This is a genomic window from Ichthyenterobacterium magnum (assembly GCF_003610635.1).
GTDB lineage: Bacteria > Bacteroidota > Bacteroidia > Flavobacteriales > Flavobacteriaceae > Ichthyenterobacterium > Ichthyenterobacterium magnum.
This window is the reverse complement of record NZ_RAQJ01000001.1, coordinates 1102026-1123120: the sequence shown is the minus strand read 5'-3', so window position 1 is coordinate 1123120 and position 21095 is coordinate 1102026. Positions and strand designations below refer to the sequence as shown.

The 21095-nt window shown below is 31.6% G+C and carries 16 protein-coding genes and 1 tRNA gene; 8 read left to right on the top strand and 9 right to left on the bottom strand.

Annotated elements, in window-relative coordinates; translation table 11 throughout:
• Positions 1–20: 20 nt before the first annotated feature.
• Entirely contained in the window at positions 21–707 is a 687-nt protein-coding gene (locus BXY80_RS05290; protein ID WP_120200151.1) for a tetratricopeptide repeat protein, read from the top strand.
• A gap of 71 nt (positions 708–778) precedes the next feature.
• On the opposite strand, the gene BXY80_RS05285 is transcribed toward BXY80_RS05290, so the two are convergent.
• Entirely contained in the window at positions 779–2842 is a 2064-nt protein-coding gene (locus tag BXY80_RS05285; RefSeq protein WP_120200150.1) for a M13 family metallopeptidase, read from the bottom strand.
• Between the two features lie 122 nt (positions 2843–2964).
• Entirely contained in the window at positions 2965–3492 is a 528-nt protein-coding gene (locus tag BXY80_RS05280) for a hypothetical protein (RefSeq protein WP_120200149.1), read from the bottom strand.
• Between the two features lie 167 nt (positions 3493–3659).
• Here BXY80_RS05280 and BXY80_RS05275 point away from each other — a divergent pair, with 167 nt between their 5' ends.
• Positions 3660–4616: an NAD-dependent epimerase/dehydratase family protein gene (locus BXY80_RS05275; RefSeq protein ID WP_120200148.1), complete on the top strand. Its 957-nt coding sequence runs from the start codon at positions 3660–3662 to the stop codon at positions 4614–4616.
• Between the two features lie 73 nt (positions 4617–4689).
• On the opposite strand, the gene BXY80_RS05270 is transcribed toward BXY80_RS05275, so the two are convergent.
• From BXY80_RS05270 to BXY80_RS05260, 3 genes are read right to left on the bottom strand one after another with little or no spacing between them, the layout of a single operon-like run.
• Positions 4690–7095 (bottom strand): ABC transporter permease, encoded by a 2406-nt coding sequence (locus tag BXY80_RS05270; RefSeq protein ID WP_120200147.1) that lies wholly within the window; start codon positions 7093–7095, stop codon positions 4690–4692.
• Between the two features lie 18 nt (positions 7096–7113).
• Positions 7114–7809: an ABC transporter ATP-binding protein gene (locus BXY80_RS05265; protein ID WP_120200146.1), complete on the bottom strand. Its 696-nt coding sequence runs from the start codon at positions 7807–7809 to the stop codon at positions 7114–7116.
• A gap of 11 nt (positions 7810–7820) precedes the next feature.
• Entirely contained in the window at positions 7821–9080 is a 1260-nt protein-coding gene (locus tag BXY80_RS05260) for an efflux RND transporter periplasmic adaptor subunit (RefSeq protein WP_120200145.1), read from the bottom strand.
• A 286-nt stretch (positions 9081–9366) separates the two neighbouring features.
• On the opposite strand from BXY80_RS05260, the gene BXY80_RS05255 reads away from it, so the two are divergent.
• Positions 9367–10749 carry a sigma-54-dependent transcriptional regulator gene (locus tag BXY80_RS05255; RefSeq protein WP_120200144.1) on the top strand — a complete coding sequence of 461 codons (1383 nt, stop codon included), beginning with the start codon at positions 9367–9369 and terminating at the stop codon, positions 10747–10749.
• A 3-nt stretch (positions 10750–10752) separates the two neighbouring features.
• Entirely contained in the window at positions 10753–12129 is a 1377-nt protein-coding gene (locus BXY80_RS05250; protein WP_120200143.1) for a sensor histidine kinase, read from the top strand.
• Positions 12130–12164: 35 nt separating this feature from the next.
• Here the strand turns inward: BXY80_RS05250 and BXY80_RS05245 are convergent.
• The 3 genes from BXY80_RS05245 to BXY80_RS05235 form a co-directional block, all read right to left on the bottom strand.
• Positions 12165–12238 (bottom strand) — tRNA-Asn (locus BXY80_RS05245).
• 71 nt (positions 12239–12309) lie between these two features.
• Positions 12310–13650: an RIP metalloprotease RseP gene (gene rseP / locus BXY80_RS05240; RefSeq protein WP_120200142.1), complete on the bottom strand. Its 1341-nt coding sequence runs from the start codon at positions 13648–13650 to the stop codon at positions 12310–12312.
• Between the two features lie 77 nt (positions 13651–13727).
• Positions 13728–15668 carry a M1 family aminopeptidase gene (locus tag BXY80_RS05235; RefSeq protein WP_120200141.1) on the bottom strand — a complete coding sequence of 647 codons (1941 nt, stop codon included), beginning with the start codon at positions 15666–15668 and terminating at the stop codon, positions 13728–13730.
• 127 nt (positions 15669–15795) lie between these two features.
• Between BXY80_RS05235 and BXY80_RS05230 the strand changes: the two genes are divergently transcribed.
• From BXY80_RS05230 to BXY80_RS05215, 4 genes are all read left to right on the top strand, one after another.
• Complete coding sequence (locus BXY80_RS05230) at positions 15796–16467, top strand: SCO family protein (RefSeq protein WP_120200140.1); 672 nt, start codon at positions 15796–15798, stop codon at positions 16465–16467.
• A gap of 72 nt (positions 16468–16539) precedes the next feature.
• Complete coding sequence (locus BXY80_RS05225; protein ID WP_120200139.1) at positions 16540–16773, top strand: FeoA family protein; 234 nt, start codon at positions 16540–16542, stop codon at positions 16771–16773.
• Positions 16766–18862: a ferrous iron transport protein B gene (gene feoB / locus BXY80_RS05220; protein ID WP_120200138.1), complete on the top strand. Its 2097-nt coding sequence runs from the start codon at positions 16766–16768 to the stop codon at positions 18860–18862. The genes BXY80_RS05225 and feoB overlap by 8 nt, the downstream gene beginning before the upstream one ends.
• Positions 18863–18894: 32 nt before the next feature.
• Positions 18895–19032 carry a FeoB-associated Cys-rich membrane protein gene (locus BXY80_RS05215; RefSeq protein WP_120200137.1) on the top strand — a complete coding sequence of 46 codons (138 nt, stop codon included), beginning with the start codon at positions 18895–18897 and terminating at the stop codon, positions 19030–19032.
• Here BXY80_RS05215 and BXY80_RS05210 read toward each other — a convergent pair.
• Positions 19029–21065 (bottom strand): alpha/beta hydrolase family protein, encoded by a 2037-nt coding sequence (locus tag BXY80_RS05210; protein ID WP_120200136.1) that lies wholly within the window; start codon positions 21063–21065, stop codon positions 19029–19031. The two genes, BXY80_RS05215 and BXY80_RS05210, sit on opposite strands and share 4 nt — an antisense overlap.
• Positions 21066–21095 lie beyond the last annotated feature (30 nt).

Here is a 21095-nt window from a genome sequence, read left to right as displayed (position 1 = left end):
CGCAATTAATAAAGATTATAATGAAAAAACTAGTACTTATTTTAACTGTTATGGTATCATTTAGTATAACAGCTCAAACAAAAACAGAATTAATTAAACACTTTGAAACGTATTACCAACAAATGAAAAAACAAGGTGATGTACAAGGTGTTATTAATGCGATGACACACTTAGATGTTTTACAACCTACACAAGCACGTAGAGATACTTTAGCATATATTTATGTTTCTGAAGGTAGAAACCGTGAAGCTTTAAATACTATAGGGATTGAAAAAAATGCTTCAGATTCTGATATTAACACAGAAGTAAAGGCTATTGCGTTAAAAAGTTTAAATCAACCTAAGTTGGCTTTAGAACACTATGAAGTTTTATTTCAAAGAAAAGCAAATCCATTATTAGCTTATGAAATTGCTGAATTAAAAATTCAACTCAATAATCTTGCTGGCGCCAAAACTAGTGTTGATTATGGTTTAGCAAATGTTAAAGATCATATGAAACGTTCGTTTTATGAAACTCAAACCCCATATCAAGTTTCATTAAAAGCTGCACTTACCTATTTAAAAGCATTAATTATTTTTAATGAAAATCAAGAAACAAATCTTGATGCTGCTATTGCTTTGTTAGATGAAGCGTTAACTATGGACTCTAATTTTAATATGGCTCAAATTAGTAAAGACGCCTTGGCTACTAGAAAACCAAAAGAATAATTAATTGCATATTAGTTAATAAAAAAAGCAGCTTTAAAAGCTGCTTTTTTTATTAACATTTGATTATAATTTTACCATATTCTAACTCTGTCTTCTGGAGCTAAATACATTTGATCGCCTTCTTTAATATCAAAAGCTTCATAAAACGCGTCTATGTTTTTTAACGGTTGTGTTGCTCTTTGTATTCCTGGAGAGTGAGGATCTGTTTTAATTAAAGTTCTTAAAGCATCTTCTCTCGTTAATGTTCTCCAAACTGTAGCCCAAGACATAAAGAAACGTTGTTCTGCTGTAAATCCATCGATATCATCTGGTCTTCCTTGTTCTTCAAAAAGTAACTGTAAACCATCATAAGCACCAAGTACACCTCCAAGATCACCAATATTTTCACCTAGAGTAAACTTACCATTAATATGTACACTGTCTAAAACCTCAATTGCACTGTACTGTTCTGCTAAAGCATTACCACGTTCGGTAAATTGTTTTAAATCTTCGTCTGTCCACCAATTTTTTAAGTTTCCATCACCATCAAAACGAGCACCAGAATCATCAAAAGCATGTGATATTTCATGACCTATAACAGCACCTATTCCTCCGTAATTAACAGCATCATCAGCGGTATAGTTATAAAAAGGTGGCTGTAAAATTGCTGCTGGAAACACAATTTCATTGTTAGATGGATTAAAATAAGCATTTACCATTTGTGGTGGCATTCCCCATTCAGTTTTATCAACAGGCTCACCAATTTCAGACAAGTTCTTTTCAGAAGCCCATTTACCAACAGCTAACATATTTTCTGCATAGCTATTTCCTTCTTTAATCATTAGGTTAGAATAATCTTCCCACTCATCTGGATAAGCAATCTTTACTGTAAACTTATCAAGTTTTTCAACTGCTTTTTTCTTAGTATCTGGTGTCATCCAATCTAAGTTCATAATTCTATTTTGGAATGCTTTAATAACATTAGCAATCATTTTTTCTGCTTTAGCCTTAGCTTCTGGCGGAAATTTAGCTTCAACATATAATTGACCAATTGCTTCTCCTACACTTCCATTTACAGTACCTAACGCTCTCTCATCTGCAGGTCTCATTGCTTTTGCTCCAGATAATGTTTTAGAGTAAAAATCCCAGTTTGCTTTTTCAATATCTGTAGATAACCATCCTGACGCATTGTTAAGAGTACTCCAATTCATCAACATTTTTATATCATCAATGCTTGTTGACGTTAAAAACTCATTAAGAGCGGCCATATAAACAGGTTGCATAACGTTTACATCTCCAATTTCTTTTTCAACTCCTAAATCTTTAACAAACTTTTCCCAGTTTATAGCTGGTGTCATTTTTTGTAGTTCAGCAAGAGGAAGTGGGTTGTTATAGTTACGTGCATCTCGCATTTGTACCTTATCAAGTCTAGGTTCTGCTAACTTAGTTTCTAGTGCTAATATTTTTTCTGAAGATGCTTTTGCTTTTGCTTCATCATAATTGATAAACTGAAGCATTCTTGCAATATGGGCAACATATTGTTCTCTAATTTCTTTAGATTTAGAGTCTTGATCTAAATAATAATCTCTTTGTAAGCCAAGTCCTCCTGGGAAAACCCAAGCCATATTCATACTACTGTCATTAAGATTAGAAGATGAAGCTAATCCTGCAAAAGGTGCAGAAACACCTATGGTTTTAGCATACACTGTTTGCATGTCTTCTAAGTTTTTGATACTCTGTATTGCATCTAATAAAGGTTGTAATGGCTTAATACCTGCTTTATTTCTAGCAACAGTATCTAATTCTGTTTCAAAAATTAATAAGGCTTTCTTTTGATCAGTTCCTTCAGCGTAAGTTCCTAGTTCTTTAGATGTATTTACAATATCTAAAACATCTTGTCTAGTTTGCTTACGCAAAACACCAAAACCTCCCCAACGTGTTTCGTCTTCTGGTATTTTAGTTGTTTTTGCCCAATTACCATTAACATAATTGTAAAAGTCATCTTTTGGACTAACCGAAGTGTCCATGTTTTCAAGAATAATTCCTGGAATTTTTTCAGCCATAGCTGTTTCTTTTTTTACGTCTTCTTTGCACCCTATTAGCGCAAAAACGGCAAGTATAGAAACAACCAAAACTTGTTTAAAATTGGTTTTCATAATACGTTTTTAATTTAATTCGAATAAAATTAGTTATTAGTTAGAAGCCTCAATGTTAAAAATGTTACATATTAACATAAAATTAAGATAAAACAGGCGGTTTCTTACTCTTATGGTTAATCCTAATTAGGTCGTTTTACATTATTTGTTTCAAGTTCAAACTTTTTGTCAATTTGAAGGTTTAGGTTAGAAACAGCAATTAGTAACTCTTTAATACCTTTAAGCTTTTCTTTTTTTGATATATTGTCTATAAGCAACAAATCGTTCGCCTTGTAGAATTTGGTTTCTAAAACTGTTAATCTTGATGCAATTGCATTGGTATTGATAGATTTTGGTATTTGGGTTTTTAATTCAGCAAAAAAAACATCGACTAGTGTTATTTCACTTTTTACAAACGATAAATCGCCTTGTTTTAAAAAATCTATGTGATTGGACAACTCTTGAAATTTTTGCCAATTACTAACTGCTTTTTTTGAAGCGTTACTAAGCCCAATATCTACATATTTTAGATTCTCAATATCCTTTTGAGAAATTTGATTTTCATCTACTGTAGTTTCTACTTCTTGAGTTTGATTATTGCTGCTCGAATTATTACAATTCAGTACAAAAAAACAAAATACTATATATATTAACTTTACAAAACGCATCATAAAAACCTAAATTTTGCTGTAAATATAGCTAAACTAAATTGTTTTGAATTTGGTATTTACTCCGTATTAACAATTAGTAACTTTAACATAATTAATTTTATTTTATATGCATTAAGTAGACTTAATTCTTTTTATTTTTGATAAAATTTAATTTATCGCTTTAACATATGTCTAAAATCCTAATTATTGGCGCATGTGGGCAAATTGGCTCAGAACTTACTTTTAAACTTAGAGAAATTTACGGTGGAGATAATGTTATTGCTAGTGATATACGTTACAGTAATTTAGATGTAGTAAATTCTGGGATTTTTGAGATTGTAGATGCTCAAGATTATGCATCTGTTAAAATTTGTATTGAAAAACATAATATAGATACTGTTTATCTTATGGCAGCTATGTTAAGTGCTACAGGTGAAAAGTATCCTATGAAAGCTTGGGATTTAAATATGGATTCTTTATTTCATGTTTTAAATCTTGCAAAAGAAGGCTTTATAAAAAAAATATTTTGGCCATCAAGCATTGCTGTATTTGGGCCAACTACACCAACTGCAAATACACCTCAACATACAGTTATGGAGCCTACAACAGTTTATGGCATTACTAAACAAGTTGGTGAGCGTTGGTGTGACTATTATCATAAAAAATATGGTGTTGATGTTAGAGGAATAAGATACCCAGGCATTGTTAGTTGGAAAACAATGCCTGGCGGAGGCACCACAGATTATGCTGTAGAAATTTACCATAAAGCAATTACTGATGGTACTTACGAATCTTTTTTATCTGAAAACACAGAGTTACCAATGATGTTTATGGATGATGCCATTAATGCAACCGTAAGTATTATGCAAGCGACATCTAGTGCTATTAAAATTAGGTCTGCTTATAATATTGCAGCAATGAGCTTTACACCTCAACAATTAGCCGAAGCAATTAAGAAACACATTCCTGATTTTACAATTACTTATAATCCTGATTGTAGACAACAAATTGCTGATACGTGGCCAAAATCTATTGATGATTCTGCTGCTAGAAAAGATTGGAATTGGAAACATAATTTTGATTTAGAAAGCATGACTAATGAAATGATTTTACAGTTGAAAAAGAAATATGAAACTGTACAATAGAATTTTAAACATACATTAAAACAAAAAAGGCTTACAATAATCGTAAGCCTTTTTTATTTAAACTCATTTATTGTTATTCATATTTTAAAGCATCAACTGGATCTGAATTTGCAGATTGATATGCCTGAAAACTTACAGTAATCAATGCAATTATTAACGCCAGTAATGTTGCAAAAACATAAGGTAATAGTGGCATGTCTATTTGATATGAAAAATTAGATAACCAATTTTTAGCTAAGAGATATGTTATAGGCCACGCAAAGATATTAGCTACTAAAACTAATTTTATAAAATCTTTAGTAAGCATATTCATAATTTGAGATACAGAAGCTCCTAATACTTTTCGTATACCAATTTCTTTTGTTCTTTGCTCTGCGGTGTAAGACGCTAATCCATATAAACCCATAGCTGAAATTATGATAGCAAGAATGGTAAGAAATAAAAACATGGTTCCAAAGTTTTCTTGCTGCCTTAATAAAGCTCCAAATTTTTGATCTAAAAACGTATATCTAAACGGATGTGTTGGTTCTAGTTTGTTCCATTCTGTTTCTATATAATCTATGGTAGCGTTCATATCATTTTTCGCAATTTTAAATGATGCAAACCAAACATTTTTTTCTATTGTAAGAATCATTGGGCGAATTGGTTGATTAAATCCTTCGATATGAAAATCTTTTACAATACCAATAATGTTTCCATATTGTAAGCTACCATCATTTCCTGTGTAACGCCCTAAACGTCTTCCAACTGCATTTTCAATATTCAAATTTTTAACAGCTGTTTCATTTAAAATAAAGTAAGGTATAGAGTCTGACTCTTTTTCTATTTCAAACTTACGCCCTTCAAGAAGCTCGATATCTAAAGTCTTAAAAAAGTCATAATCGACTTCCATATTCCATAATGGTAATTGCTCTTCTCTTCCTTCTAAAGCGAACATACTTTGGTTTGGATTATCACCAGGATAATATGAAGCTCTTGTTACACTTAATACATTACTGTTTTTTAAAAAGATGTCTTTATAATTTCTGAAATTTTCTGTCATTGGGTCCGTTTGAAGAGGAACAACAATAACTTGATCACCTTTAAAGCCTATATCTTTATTATGTAAAAAAGAGATTTGTTTAAAAATAATAATCATTCCAATAATTAAGATGGTAGAAGCCGTAAATTGAATTATAACTAGAGCTTTCCTTAATAAAGCGCCTCCTTTTGTTTTTGTGAGGTCTCCTTTTAATACCGAAATTGGCTGAAAAGCAGACAAGAAAAATGCAGGATAACTACCAGCAAACAACCCATAAACTAAAGTTACTAAAAGCGCAAATAAAACGGTTTTTCCTAAATAATCATTGAAGAGTGTTATGTTGGTTTCCATGATATTATTAAAACCAGGTAAAAACAACTCTACAAGAATGAATGCTAAAAAAAGCGCAATAAAGCTTTGAATTACAGACTCAGTTAAAAACTGAGTAATTAGCATTTTTCTGGAAGCTCCAGAAACTTTACGAACACCAACTTCTTTTGCGCGCTTACCTGATCTTGCAGTTGATAAATTCATAAAATTTATACCTGCTATTAAAATAACTAACAACGCAATACCAATAAATACGTAGATGTAAATAATGTCACCATTTTGCTTTATTTCAAAATCCATTTTTGAATGCAAATGAATATCTTTTAATGGTTGTAATTGATACTCAAATGCATTGCCTTGCGCAAAAAATTCTTCAGCGGTAATCTTTAGAAAACGCTCGACATCTGGTTCAATTTTTTTCATGAAGTTTCGTGTCATTTCTGCTTTAAATGCATCAAAACTTGCATCTTCTTTCAGTTTCACATATGTATACCATCCATTGTTCATCCAGATGTTTTGATATTGATGATCTGCTAAAAACATATCAAACTGAAAATGCGCATGTCCTTTAGGGTCTTTAACGACACCTCTTACAACATAATCTTGCCTATTATCATAGTTTACTATTTCTCCTAAAGCATTTTTATCACCAAATAGTTTACGAGCGCTTTCTTCGGTAAGCACAATTGCATTAGTTTCTTTTAAAGCTGCATCTGCATTTCCATGAATAAACTCGTAGTCAAACACCTTAAAAAAGGTGCTGTCAACTCTCGCTCCTTTTTGTATATACACTTTGTTTTGCTCATGACGCATTAAAATTTCTTGATTAATAGTTTGAACGCGCGTGGCAGTTTCGACATCAGTAAACTCGGTTCTGAAGGCATTTGCCATTGGGCTACATGATACTGGAGCATTCATTTTTTGCCCCATCATATCAGCTTTTATTCCTGTTCTGTATATGCGTTCATAACCATCCCAGTGTTTTTCGTAACTGGTTTCATCTTTAATGAAAAGAAACACCAATATTGTAACTGTTAAGCCTAATGCTAGCCCTAAAATATTTATAGTCGCATAAACTCTATTTTTATTTAGAGTTCTAAAGGCTACTTTTATATAATTTTTAAACATGATTTCTGAATTTTAAAATTATACTGCAGCCGAACTAAGCTTATTTCTTTTTTCTGAAACAATTTGACCATCTAACAAATTGATAATTCTACCTGAATAACTAGCATCGTGAGATGAATGCGTTACCATTACAATTGTCGTTCCTGCTTCATGAAGTTCACACATTAACTCCATTACTTCGTTACCATGAGAGCTATCTAAATTTCCTGTTGGCTCATCGGCTAAAATTAAAGGAGGCTTTGTTATTAATGCTCTTGCAACTGCAACACGTTGCTGTTGACCACCAGAAAGCTGTTGCGGAAAATGGTTAGCGCGATGACCGATACCAATTTTTTCAATAAGCTCGTTAACACGTTGCTTACGTTCTGATGCTGGTACTTTATTATATAATAAAGGCAATTCAACATTTTCAAAAACCGTTAGTTCGTCAATTAAATTAAAGTTCTGAAAAATAAATCCAATGTTCTTTTTTCTAACATCAGAGCGACCTTTCTCATTGAGATGACCTACTTCGTTTCCTAAAAACTTATAGCTTCCGTTTTCAGGTTTATCTAACATTCCTAAAATGTTTAGTAGTGTCGATTTACCACAACCTGAAGGTCCCATAATAGAAACAAATTCTCCTTGGTTTATTTCAAATGATACTTCGTTTAAGGCAGTTGATTCAATTTCATCTGTCCTGTATACTTTTGTAAGCTTGTTTAATTTAATCATGATTTCGTTTTTTAATTGATTTTGATTGATTCGTAATTTTTATAGGCATCATATGATGATACAATGATTTTTTCGCCTTCTTCAAGACCTTCTAATACTTGGTAATAGCTAGGGTTTTGACTTCCTAGCTTTATATAGCGTTTATGAGCTTCTCCATCTTCATTTACAACAAAAACATATTGTCCGCCAGAAGACTGAAAGTAGCTTCCTCTTGGTATTAATAAAGATTTTTGTGCTTTTGAGAGTTCTAAACGTACTTGTAAAGATTGACCAATAGTTACAGATTTTGGAGCTTCACTAACAAAAACAAGCTCTATTTCAAAACGTCTATTTACGACTTCTGGCAAAACTTTTTTTACTTTTAAATCGATAAGCTTTCCATCAAAAGAGAAACGTGCTAACTGCCCTGGTTTTACCATACTTAAATAATATTCATCTACTTGACCTTTAATTTTGAATCCCGATTGAATATCGATTTTTGCTACAGTTTGATTTCTAGTATATGATTCTCCAATTACTGGATTAAATGATGAAAGCATTCCTGTAACTGGAGCACGGACCAACATTTTTTCTAAGCTTTCGTGAATAAACTCTAAATTACGTTGCATTAGAGAGATAGATGTATTGATTTGTTGCAACTGTATTTTATTATTCTGCCTGCTTTTGGTAACATTCTTATTCATAAAATCACGCTTCTTTTGTTGATATTTATAAGATTCTGTTACATCTGTAAAATCGTTTCTTGCAATTATATCTTTAGAATATAATACCGAATCAACTTTATAATTACGTTCAACATCTGCTAAACTATTTTCGCTATCTATAAGTGACTCTGATAAATCTCTTTGATCTTTTTCTAAAGATAACTTTAGACTTCTTAAATTATTTATCTGCTCAATAATAGCAGTCTCTTGATTCATATAATTTAATGTAGCTGAAGGATTGCTAAGTTTTACTAGAGGTGTTCCTTTAGTAACTAAAATACCATCTTCACTAAAAATCTCTTCAACGTTGCCACCTTCTATCGTATTGACTAAAACTAAATTAATTGGTTCTACATCTCCATCAATTAAAATAACATCTTGAAAATCTCCTTGAGTTACATTTTTAATAGAGATTTTTGTGGCGTCTACTTTATACACTTTTTTGTTTATAGCTTTAAAGCCAAAGAATGAAAGTATTACAAAAACACATATGCCTACTAGATACAAAACCTTTGTTTTGCTCCATTTCTTTTTTTCTATTCGTTTATCCATTCCTAGTTGTTTCATAACAAAAATTATGCTTTCAATTTCTTATAATTAAAAGAAAAAAGTAATTATCACGTTTGCTATAAACTCTGTAATTGAAATAATTAATTGTATCATAATGTTCGTTTTTTGATTGATGTGCTTATGTATGAGCAATGCTTATACCATAAAAAAACAAATTGTCAACCTTATGATTATCAGTTCATTACTCTTGTACGAAATAAAAACACGTGTTCGATAATGAACATTTTATTGTTCGATAACGAACATTTCGTATTTTAGACCTAATTATAGATTACAACCTTATATGACAAAAATTAAAGCAACTATATTGATTATTGATGATGATGAAGATGTACTCTTGTCTGCAAAATTATTGTTGAAAAAAAAATATGAAACCGTTATCACCAAGTCTAGTCCAAAAGAAATAAATCAACTCATTTCTAAAGAAAACATTGATGTTATTATTTTGGATATGAATTATAGAATTGGTTTTAATGATGGAAAAGAAGGTTTTTATTGGCTTAAACATATTTTAAGCATTAATAAAAATATGATTGTGATTTTAATGACGGCTTATGGTGAAATAGAATTGGCAGTAAACTCAATTAAACTAGGTGCATTTGATTTTATTTTAAAACCGTGGTCTAATGAAAAGTTTTTAGCTACCATAAATGCAGGTTTAGAATTAAGTAAGTCGAACCATAAAATATCTATTTTAAAATCTACAAATGCTGCATTGCAAAAAAATATAGACGAAAAATTTGGGCCTATAATCGGTAATTCTAATGAGATTAAACAACTTATGACAATTGTAGATAAGGTAAGTGCTACAGATGCAAATGTTTTAATTTTAGGAGAAAACGGAACAGGCAAGCAACATTTAGCTAGAGAAATTCATAAAAGATCTAATCAAAAAAATGGACCGTTTATTCATGTTGATTTAGGCTCTCTATCTGAATCTCTTTTTGAAAGCGAACTTTTTGGTCATAAAAAAGGAGCTTTTACTGATGCTTTTGAAGACAAACCAGGACGTTTTGAAATGGCTGAAAATGGCACCTTGTTTTTAGATGAAATTGGGAATTTGCCTATAAATCTGCAATCAAAATTGTTAACTGTTATTCAGGACAAAAAAGTATCTCGATTGGGAGAAGGTATTGAGCGATCATTTAATGCTAGGCTATTGTTTGCTACTAATGCACCTATTAATCAATGGGTAACGGAAGGCAAGTTTAGACAAGATTTACTGTTTAGAATAAACACAGTAGAAATTGAAATTCCTCCTTTAAGAAATCGCCCAGATGATATTATAGATTTTGTAAATTACTTTTTTAATATTTTTAAATCTAAGTATCATAAAGCACATTTAAAGCTCTCTTCTGAAGCATTAAAAGAACTTAAAACGCATCATTGGCCTGGTAATGTTAGAGAGATTCAACACACGATTGAAAGAGGCGTGATCATGTCTGATGGTCATGAAATAACGCCATCAGATTTTAATCTTGTGAGTCTAGCTTCTGTATCAAATTCTGATAATTCAGAATTTGATAGTTTAAACCTTCAGGAAGTAGAAAAACTCCTCGTACAAAAAGCTTTAGACAAGCACAAAGGAAATATATCTAAAGCCGCAAAAGATTTAGGCTTAACACGTGCCGCTTTATACAGACGTTTAGAAAAATTTGATATCTAACATATGATAAAACGTTTTACACTACAAGTAGCCACACGCATATTAATAATTGTGTGTTTTTGTGTGCTATTGTCGTATTTTTTAATCAAAAACTTATGGTTTAGTTCGGCAGGAGTTGGCTTACTAATTATAGTACAAGTTATTTTTTTAATTAAGTATGTAAATAACACTAATTACTCTTTGGTGAAATTTTTAGATGCCTTAAAAAACGAAGACTATTCTGTTTATTTTTCACCTTCAAAAAAAGGAGATTCTTTTGCAAAAGTTTTTGAAGACTTTAATTTAATTATTAAAATTTTTAAACGAAATAAAATTGAAAAAGAAGCTCAGCATAAATACTTTAAATACATTTTAGAACATGTTAATCTAGGGATTATATCTATAAAAAAAGATGACCTATATAATGATGAATCTAATGAAGAGTTACTCTTTTTAAATAAGGCAGCTTGCACTATTTTAAAATCTCCAAAACATAAATATTGGCATCGTTTGGCAAACCACACACCATGGCTTGTAAACAAAATTAAAGAGATTGCAGAAGGTGGAAAAACATTAGTTGATTTTGGTGATGAAATTGAACAAAAACAATTATCATTAGAGGTGATTCCTTTGCAACTTTTAAATTCGACTTATCTTATTATTACATTTCAAGATATAAAGTCTGAAATTGAACAAAAAGAAGTAGAAGCCTGGCATAATGTTATTCGTATTTTAGCACACGAAATGCTTAATTCTTTTACACCTGTAAGTTCTTTAGCAGCAACTATAAAATCTATTACAGAAGATGATAATGGTAAATTATTGGCTTCGCATGAGTTTGAGCAAGATGATATACATGATATTAATATTGCAGCTTCAACTATAAAAAAACGTTCTGATGGTTTGTTGGTTTTTGTGAATGATTATAGAACGATTTCTAATGTTCCAATACCACAAAAGAAGTTAGTTAATATAAAGCAATTTTTATCTAACATCAACTTGCTAATGTCTCCTTTGGCTGAGGCTCAATCTATTAATTTAAAATTAGCCATAATTCCTGCTAATGCAAATATAAATGCAGACGGAAAACTTATTGAACAAGTGCTTATCAATTTGATTAATAATAGTATTCATGCATTAAAAGGTGTAGAGAATCCTATAATTAAGATTGATTGTAGTATTGAAGAAAATAAAACTATTATTTCTGTTTCTGATAATGGCAAAGGAATTGAAGAGCAAATTATAAATCAAATCTTTATTCCTTTTTTCACTACTAAAAAAAATGGTTCCGGTATTGGATTAAGCTTATCTAAAAGTATTATGAAAAAACATGATGGAAATTTATTAGTGAGTTCTATTCCTGGAGTACAGACTACGTTTTCACTAATATTTAAAAACTAAAAAAGCCACTATTTCTAGTGGCTTGTCTAATCTTGCTCCTTCTCTTGGGCTCGAACCAAGGACCCTCTGATTAACAGTCAGATGCTCTAACCAACTGAGCTAAGAAGGAGTGTTAATCGCTTTTGCGAGCGCAAATATATGGTATTTTTTATTTTCAACAAACTTTTTTAAAAATTAATTTTAATTAGAGAATGCTTTAAAAATGTCATTCCCGTTTGCAAATAGCACTAATGCTATAAGAATAACAAAACCAACCATTTGAGCACGTTCTAAAAACTTCTCACTTGGCTTGCGTCCTGAAACCATTTCATATAATGTAAACATAACATGACCACCATCTAATGCAGGAATTGGTAATAGGTTAAGTACTGCTAACATTATAGATAAAAAGGCTGTAATTCCCCAAAAAGCTTCCCAACTCCATACGGGTTGAAAGACATCAAAAATGGCTTTAAAACCACCAACGCCTTTATAAGCTCCAGTTTTTGGGTTAAAAATAGCTTTTAATTGACCACCATAAGAGCTTAATGTTTTTGTAAACTTTTGCCATCCAACTACAAAACTCTCACCAAATCCATATTCTTTTCTAGTGATTTTAAAGTAACCTAATTCTTCAAATCGTTTTGTGCTTCCTCCTGGTCTAAAGCCAAGCTTACCATTTTTATCTACGCTAAGTTCTTTTGTTAAGGTTTCATTTCCTCTTAAAATAGTCGTGTTGACTTTTTGGTTTTCTAACCCAGACATAACTTCGTCTAGTTGGTCAAAATATTTAAGCTCTTTCCCATTAATAGATGTAATAACATCGCCTTCTTTAATATCTAAAGACTTATTTAATGAAGAATCTGAAACCTCAGCAATCATAAAAGGAATTCTAAGATTAAATAAACCTCTTATTTTTCCTGAAGACAATTGTCCGAGAAAATCTTCTGGTAAATCAATTACTTGCTCTTTACCATCTCTATTTATAGTTATGTTTTCGGCGCCAATAATGTTTCCTCCTATATCAGAATCATTAACTATTTTATAATCATTAATAGCTAAAATCTTATCACCAGTTTTAAAACCTAAATCTTTTAGTACTGGGTTTTCTATCCAATAGCCATCTTTAATACTATTAGACGCAATATCAGAATCGCCATAAGCAAAAGAGATAAATACATAGATAACATAGGCTAAAATAAAATTAACAGTTACACCACCTAGCATAATAATCAACCGTTGCCAAGCTGGCTTAGAACGAAACTCCCATGGCTGAGGCTCTTGTGCCATTTGCTCTTTATCCATACTTTCATCAATCATTCCTGCAATTTTCACATAACCGCCAAGTGGCAACCAACCAATACCGTAAACGGTTTCGCCAATTTTCTTTTTAAATAATGAATATTTAACATCAAAAAACAAGTAAAACTTTTCTACTCTAGTTTTAAATAGTTTTGCTGGTATAAAGTGCCCTAATTCATGTAAGACGATTAGCAGTGAAAGACTCAATAAAAATTGAGATATTTTTATTACAAACTCCATGTATTTCTTGTCAAAATTTTATAAGGCACAAAAGTAACCTTTTAGCAGCATTTAGAAAACATTAAGTAGATTTTACCTTAGTTTTTTAACAAGGATTTATTAATTGTGCCTTGATTGGTGTCTAGTTGAAGAAAAAGTATCCCTGAAGATAATGAGGAAACATTTACTACAGATGACCAATTGTTTTTATATAATAGTTGACCTAGTGCATTAAAAATTCTAATCTCACTAACCTCTAAACTTTCAGGTTTTTTAATTGTAAAAGTATTTGATGTTGGACTAGGATATATTACAAGTTCTTGGTCTAAATCGGGCTCGTAGGTTCCTAAAAGAATGGTGTTGTTCTTTGAAATTAAATCTATTTCTGGGTCAAATAATATAGTATCTACAGTAAAATTAACTGGTCTAAAAAATGCTTCTTCATTTATAGTGTTGTCTAGCACGATATCTAAAACTTCACCTTGTGTTCCTAGAAGTCTTAACGGAACAGGTGCTTCAAAATAAGATACTGAAGCATCACTTTGGGTTTGAGAAATTTCAATTCTCACATTATCACTTGTTGGTTGATTCCAGCTAATTGTATAACTAGGATATCCTTGATTGTATAACCAATCACTAAAAAACTCAGTCAGGTTTTGTCCGCTAGTAATTTCCATAATTGCTATAAAATCTGGAGTTTTTGCATAATCAAATGCATGGTCTTCATCACTTAAGTAGTTTTTTAAACCTTGAAAAAAATCTGTATCACCCAACTTTTTACGTAACATATGTAATACCATTGCGCCTTTGTTGTAAGATAATCGTCCACTAAAGATGCGGCTCACACTGGTTGTGTCTTGATCTGTTAGATAAACCGAGCCACCTGATTGCGATGTAATTGAATTGTTACGTTCGTTTCGCCATGTTCTAAAAGCATCACTACCATCTAAGTGGTCTATTGTTATGCCTGATAAATAAGTAGCAAAACCTTCATTTAGCCAAATATCTTTCCAACTTCCGCAGGTTATTTTATCTCCAAACCATTGATGCGCTAATTCGTGAGCAATAAGGTTTCTGTTAAAGCTTCCCATAAAAGACACTGTTGTATGTTCCATGCCTCCGCCCCAACCAAATTGAGCATGACCATATTTTTCATCTGCATAAGGATATTCTTCAAATAATGTAGAAAATAAATTCATGATATCTACTGTTATTGGTGTGCTTGTTTGAGCTGTTGCTAAGCTTTCAGGATATACATAATTTACAATATCAAATAACGGATTTGTCTCGTTTGGATATTGATGTGTATAGATTTCATAATTAGTTACGGCTATGGCAACCAAATAAGCAGGTATTGCATGTCTGTGTTTAAAATGAGTTGTTAAATCATCACCATCTATGGTTTGGTTTATTTCTAATCCGTTAGAAACCGCCACATAAGGTTCTGCAGATGGGTTAAATCTAGGTGTTGTTAAAAGCACATCTAATGAGTCTGCTTTATCATTTAAATCTTGCTTACAAGGCCACCAACCTTTTGCTCCATAAGGCTCTGATAGTGTCCAAATAATTGGGTCGCCATTATGAGTCGTTTGTTCAAAAGAACCAAAACCAGAACTTATTGGATTCCCTGAATAACTTATTGTTAAAGAGTCTAAAACACCTGTGTTTTGAGTTTGGGCTAAAGTAATTACCAACTCATCATCTGTATTTTGGGTAAATGAAAGCGGATTGCCTCTCTGTAGTACTTGAGACACAACCATATTATCAGTTAAGTCAAAAGTAACTTGAGATAAATTTTCTTTAGCTTCAAAATAGGTTGTAACATCACCAGAAATAAATGCAACAGCTGGATCTACATTAAGCTCTAAACGATGATACTTTAAATCGTAGTTTCCTGTATTTAAATTTGCACGATACATAATCTGATTTAATGCAGATTTAGCTTCGGCTTCTCTAATGGTATTTAAAGTTTCATTAAAATCTTGAGCAAATAAGCCTATGCTAAAAATGCAGAAGGCAAAAGATAGAAGTGCTTTCATTAGTGTGTGATTTTTCTTTTCAACTACTCGAGGTTGAGTAATTTAGCGTGTTAAAAATACTTATTTTATAGTAAATCTGTCGTATTTTTGCCCTCAAATCTTACGTTTAAGACCTAAAAACAAGTAAATGCTCTCCTTTTTTAAAGACTATAAATATTTCGGAATTGTTTTACTGATTCTTTCTGTAATAATCATTTCTGTTTTTTACTCCATTTTAAAACCCACTAAAGTACTACCCATATATCAACCAGCCATGGTTAATGCTGAGATGGTAGATAGTACAATTCAGCATAAAAAAAGGTATCATCATATAGCAGATTTTAGTTTACAAAATCAAAACGGAAAAACCATAACTCAAGATGATTATAAAGATAAAATTTATGTGGCAGATTTCTTTTTTACTACATGTGCTACTATTTGTCCTATCATGACAGATCATATGTATGAAATACAAAAAGAAATATTAAATGATGATGAGGTTTTACTTTTATCGCATTCTGTAACTCCTAAAATAGATTCTGTAGAGCAGCTTAAACGCTACGCCAAAAAAAAGGGAGTCAATGATAAAAAATGGAATTTAGTCACTGGCGATAAAAAACAAATCTATGATTTGGCAAGAAAAAGTTATTTAGCCGTAAAAGACTTTGGAAATGGCGATGCGTATGATATGATACATACAGAAAACTTTATGCTTATCGATAAAAAAAGACAAATTAGAGGCTTTTATGATGGCACTAATCCTGAAGATATAACAACATTATTGGAAGACATAAAAACCCTAAAAAAAGAATACCAATAGTTTTTAAGCTACAATTTTTTTACCCTATAATTTTACGTTATTTTTGCTTCTTTAAAATCAATCTAAATAAGCTTGCAAACAACTTTAGCACATTTAAAACGCGGTGAACGTGGGATAATTATAGATGTATCATCTTATCATATTCCTTTAAAATTACTAGAAATGGGTTGTTTACCTGGTAACAACGTAGAGCTTGTACAAGTCGCTCCTTTTGCAGATCCAATGTATCTAAATATAAATGGAACTCATTTAGCTATAAGAAAAGAGACTGCTATTCATATTCAAATAGAAATTACAAATGAGTAAACAGATAAATGTAGCTTTAATAGGAAATCCAAATACTGGAAAAACATCTGTTTTTAATGCACTTACCGGTTTAAATCAAAAAGTTGGTAATTATCCTGGGATTACGGTTGAAAAAAAAGAAGGGCTTTGTAAACTACATCGTGGCGTAAAAGCTCATATTATAGATTTACCAGGAACTTATAGTTTAAACGCTTCGTCTCTTGATGAGAATGTAGTTATTGAGCTTCTTTTAAACAAAAACGATAAAGATTTTCCTGATGTAGCAGTTGTTGTTAGTGATGTTGAAAACTTAAAGCGAAACCTACTTTTATTTACTCAAATTAAAGATTTAGAAATTCCTGTAATTCTTGCGATTAATATGTCTGACAGAATGCAACGCAAAGGTATTTCTTTAGATATAGACTATTTAGAACAACATCTTGAAACCAAAATAGCGCTCATAAGCACTAGAAAAAATAAAGGAATTCAAGATTTAAAGCAGCTTATTTCTAACTACAAAGAGCTCTCTATAAAGCCTTGTTTAAATGCTTCAGAAATTGATATCGCCTATTTTAATAACCTCAGAAAAGCATTTCCTAATCAATTATTATACAAGCTTTGGCTAGTAATTACTCAAGATGTAAATTTTGGTAAAACAGATAGAAAAACAATTGATGCTGTAAATAATTTTAAAACAAAAAAGCCTGGAGATTTAAAGCGTTTGCAACAAAAAGAAACCATTAAGCGCTATCAGTTTATAAATAATGTTCTTAAAAAAGGACAGACCATAGACTTAAAAAATGCCACAGATTTACGTATAAAACTGGATAGAATTCTAACTCATAAAGTTTGGGGTTATGCTATTTTTGGAATTATTCTTTTAACAATTTTTCAAGCTATCTACGATTGGTCTAGTGTACCAATGGATTTTATAGATAGTTCTTTTGCTTCATTAAGTGAATGGGTAAAAAGCGTACTTCCTGAAGGTGCTTTTACTAATTTGTTAGCCGAAGGTATTATTGCAGGAATTGGAGGTGTTGTTATATTTATTCCGCAAATTGCCTTCTTGTTTTTATTTATAGCCATACTTGAAGAAAGTGGCTATATGAGTCGCGTTGTGTTTTTAATGGATCGCGTAATGAGACGTTTTGGATTAAGCGGAAAAAGTGTTGTGCCTCTTATTTCTGGTACAGCATGCGCTATTCCAGCAATTATGGCAACTCGAAATATTGAGAATTGGAAAGAGCGTTTAATTACTATTCTTGTAACGCCATTTACAACATGTTCTGCTCGTTTGCCTGTTTATCTTATTATTATTGCTTTAGTTATTCCTGAAGGTCGTTTTTTCGGTTTAAGCTATCAAGCCTTAACACTTATGCTTCTATACTTACTTGGGTTTTTAATGGCTGTTTTCTCAGCATATTTATTAAATAGAATTTTAAAAATTAAAAGTAAGTCCTTTTTTGTTGTAGAAATGCCTAGTTATAAAGTTCCGTTGTTTAAAAATGTGGCTTTAACTGTTATAGAAAAGACTAAGACTTTTGTATTTGAAGCTGGTAGAATTATTCTAGCCATATCTATTGTGCTTTGGGTTTTAGCCTCTTATGGTCCTGGAGAACAATTTAATAATGCCGAAACAATTGTAAGAACAGAACATACATCACTTACTGAGGAGGCATTAGAAGATAAAATTGCTGCACACAAATTAGAGCATAGTTATATCGGTATTGTTGGAAAAGCAATAGAACCTGCCATTAAACCTTTAGGTTATGACTGGAAAATTGGTATTGGTGTTGTTACATCTTTTGCCGCTAGAGAAGTATTTGTAGGAACTTTAGCAACCATTTATAGTGTTGGTAGCGCAGGAGAAGATGAAGACACTATTAAAAGTAAAATGGCAGCTGAAGTACATAGCAATGGCAAAAAGGTTTTTACATTGGCCTCAGGAATATCCCTATTATTGTTTTATGCTTTTGCAATGCAATGTATGAGCACATTAGCTATTGTTAAACGGGAAACCAATAGCTGGAAATGGCCTATGATTCAATTAGCAAGCATGACAGTTATTGCTTACGTTGCTGCATTAATTGCTTTTCAATTTATTAAGTAATCTTTTGTACATTTATACAACTTAACAACTTTATGAATACAACCATTCAAACCATATTAGTTATTATCACAGTGAGTTTAGCATTAGTTTACTTAGCTAAGAAGTTTGTGTTAAAACCTAAAAAAGAATCAAACAAAAGTTGTGGGTCTTCAGGTTGTGGTTGTGATTAATCTTCGATATTATATTTTCTAAACCATGCCAAAGTATGAGCTACTTTACTAATTAAATTACTCGGTTTTTTATTAATACCATGTGATGCATCAGGTAACTCAACCAATACGGTTTCAATCTTACGCAATTTTAAAGCATGGTAAAACTGTTTGGCTTCACTTGGTGGTGTTCTTAAGTCGTTCATCCCAACAATAACCATTGTTGGTGTTTCAACGTTTCCAACTAATGAGATTGGCGAAAATTTCCAATAGGTTTCAAAATTTTCCCAAGGCTGTCCTGAATAACGCGAATTAGCATAACCATAATAATTATCTGCCACCAAGGTTTTACTAATCCAATTAATAACAGGTTTGTGCACAGCTGCTGCTTTAAATCGGTTTGTTTTTCCAATAATCCAAGCCGTCATAATACCACCAGCACTTCCGCCTGTAACAAATAAGTTGTCATTATCAACAATCCCTTTTTTTATTAAATACTCAACACCATCCATAACATCATTATAATCTTGTCCAGGATAATTGTTGTATAAAAGATTTGCAAATTCTTCACCATAACTTGTACTTCCTCTTGGGTTTGGATAAAACACCACATAACCATCTGCAGCATAAAGTTGCATTTCTGGAGAAAAACGATCACCATAATTAGAAATTGGTCCACCATGGTTTTCAACTAATAAAGAATACTTTTTTGAAGCGTCATAAAATGGAGGTTTTACAATCCAACCTTGGATATCACGATTGTCGTAAGTAGACTTATACCAAACCTCTTCAACATTACCTAAAGTTCTATAATCTAAAATATCTGCGTTTAAATGAGTAATTAATTTAGGCTGCTTTTGTTTTGGTTGTAATACAGCAATATCTGATGGATGTTCAGGTCGCGTATAAGTATAAACCAATGTTCCGTTTTTTGAAACAGAATACGATCCGCCACCATAAGGACGACCAATAGTGGTACCACCCAAATTATCAGCAAGTTTAGTTATAGTTCCGTTTAGATTGATATGAGCTATTTTTGTATTTCCTCTGTCGTCATAAGTAATGTATAAGCCTTTTCCTGAATTATCCCAAGACATATCTGAAATGCTTCTATCTAATTTTGAAGATAGAATTCTTTGGTTTTTTCCGTTAGCATCTATAAGGCTTAAAACCGTATTTTGATATGCTTGCACTTTATCTTTATAACCAAGAAATGCAATAGTTTTTCCGTTAGGTGAAACTTTAGGAGCATAATCTGGTCCATTTTGAGAGGTTAATGCTGTGATTTTTTTTGAGTCGATATTAACTTTATAAACTTCGCTGTTTCTAAATTCATATTCCCAATTTTCACTTCTATTAGCTGAAAAATAAATTGCTCTTCCATCTGGCGAAAATGATAAACTTCCACCATGACTGTAATTTCCACTAGTAATCTGTCTAGGAGATCCTCCTTCTGAAGGCATTATAAAAACATGAGTAAATCCAGGTTGCATATAACCACCACCATCTCTTTCATGCTTTAAGCGATCGGTTATTCTTGCTGGCTTAGCCCATTTTGCACCTTTAGGTTTTAAAGGCATTTTTGCTACAACTGGTGGTTTTTCTGAAACAAACATTGTAAATGCAATATGCTTGCCATCTGGAGACCATGTTATTGAGCTTGGTGATTTTTCAAGCTGAGATAACTTAGCAATCTGCCCTGTTTTTATCCAATACATATATAACTCAGAGCCTTCGTCTGTAGAGCTCACAAATGCAATTCTGTTACCATCTGGTGACCATTTTGCTTGATATTCATTAACCTCTCTTGAAGTTAGTTTTCTATTGTTAGATCCATCGGTATTAATAATCCATAGGTTCCCTTTAGAAGCATCTTTCATAATATCAAAACCAGTTCTTCTATATATAATTTGATCACCTTTAGGAGAAATCTCTGGACTAGAAGCCCATTCTAACTCAAAAACATCTAAAGGTTGAAAGGGTAAATTTTTGTTTTGACTAGATAGTGTTTGAAAAAAAACTATTGAAATTAGGGCGACAATAAAACGATTCATAGGTCAATTTTTGATTAAAGGCGAAAGTTA